A 1,508-nucleotide genomic window follows, 5' to 3' on the forward strand; every position below is an offset into this window, starting at 1 on the left:
GCCGGCGGCGGCTCCGACCCACCCGGCGAGGGGGTAGGCCAGGAGGTAGCAGGCGTGGGAGAGGGAGAACTGGGCGGTGAACAGGTAGCTGCGCGTGTCATCGGTGGCGACCCGGCGCAGCAGGCGTGAGGATGGAGTGCTGATCATCGAGGTGCCGATGCCCAGGACGACCCACAGCCCGAGGAAGAGCGCCCACGAAGTGCCCGAGGGATTCGCACCGCTTTGCTTGGTGGAGGCAAGGAACGCCGCGGCGAGCAGACCGACCGTCAGGACAGCGCCACCGAGGAGCATGAAGGTGCGGTCCGGTGTGCGTTCCAGGGCCCGTGGTGCAATGAATGCGATGAGCATCGACCCTGCACCGTAGAACGCCAGAGAGATCGCGACGTCGGTGTTGGTTCCGCCGAACAGGTCCCGGGCGTAGACGACGGTGTTAACCAGCACGAGGGCTGTCGCTGTGGCGACGACGAGGTTCAGGGCCATCAGCCCGCGCAGGGATGGTTCGCGCAGGAAGATCCGGGTGCCCAGGGTGGTGCGGTGCAGCAGGGAACCCTGTTGCTGGGCCGCGGGGACGGCCGGCAGGCCGGTGGCGAGGACCATTGCCGCGGACACCAGGAACCCGACCATCGTGCCGACGAAGAGGTTGTGGAAGCTCATCACCGTCAGCAGGGCCGCGGCGAGCAGCGGGCTCACCAGGGACTCGAGGTCGTAGGCGAGCCGGGACAGGGACAGGGCCTTGGTGTAGTCCTTCTCCTCCGGCAGGACCACGGGGATCAGCGCCTGGAACGCCGGGGTGAAGGTCGCGGACGCGGACTGCAGGATGAACACCAGAACGTAGATCTGCCACACCTGATCGATGAAAGGCAGGCTCAACGCGATCGCCGCGCGCACCAGGTCCGCGCCGACGAGGACACCCTTCCGGGGCAGGCGCTCGACCAGGGCCGCCATCACCGGGGCGACGAACACGTAGGCGATCATCTTGATCGTCAGGGCCGTGCCGAGCACGGCGCCGGCCTGCCCGCCGGCCAGATCGAAGGCGAGCAGGCCCAGCGCGACCGTGAGCAGGCCCGTCCCGAGCAGGGCGACGACCTGCGCGGTGAAGAGATTGCGGTACGCGGAGTGGCGCAGGACAGAAAGCATGAGGAGAAGCCCGTCTCGTACAGGAACAAGTCCCCCCACTATAGGTGCATCCTTACGCACTTACGAACGCGATCTGTCGGTGGCACCCCTCCGGCTCTGCAGCTACCCTGCAGCGGCCGGAACGCGGAAGGGCCCCACCGATGTGACGGCAGGGCCCTTCGTGGCGCTGGGAACAAGCTAGCTTTGGGCTCCGCCCCGGGCACGGCGCCCGAGGAAGAAGGCGATCGCCGCGGCCGCGATAACGGCGGCAATGGCGATACCGATGACGGTGCCTGTGTTGTCGTCGCTGTTCTGGCTTGCGGGAGCCGCATCTACTTGCCCTGCGTCCTCGGTGGCCGAGGGCTCCGCGTCCGCGGGGGCGGTCGCCGCGG

The 1,508-nt window shown here is 68.2% G+C and carries 1 protein-coding gene and 1 pseudogene; both read right to left on the reverse strand.

Annotated features, from left to right (window positions below):
- Positions 1 to 1,137, reverse strand: a 1,137-nt coding sequence (locus tag CXQ96_RS17770) for an MFS transporter (RefSeq protein ID WP_104119359.1), incomplete at its 3' end; no start/stop codon positions are given.
- A 177-nt stretch (positions 1,138 to 1,314) separates the two neighbouring features.
- Positions 1,315 to 1,508, reverse strand: a pseudogene (locus CXQ96_RS18550) (copper resistance protein CopC); the annotation flags it as partial.

The sequence above is a fragment of the Arthrobacter sp. B1805 genome (assembly GCF_002929745.1).
Classification (GTDB): Bacteria; Actinomycetota; Actinomycetes; order Actinomycetales; family Micrococcaceae; genus Arthrobacter_D.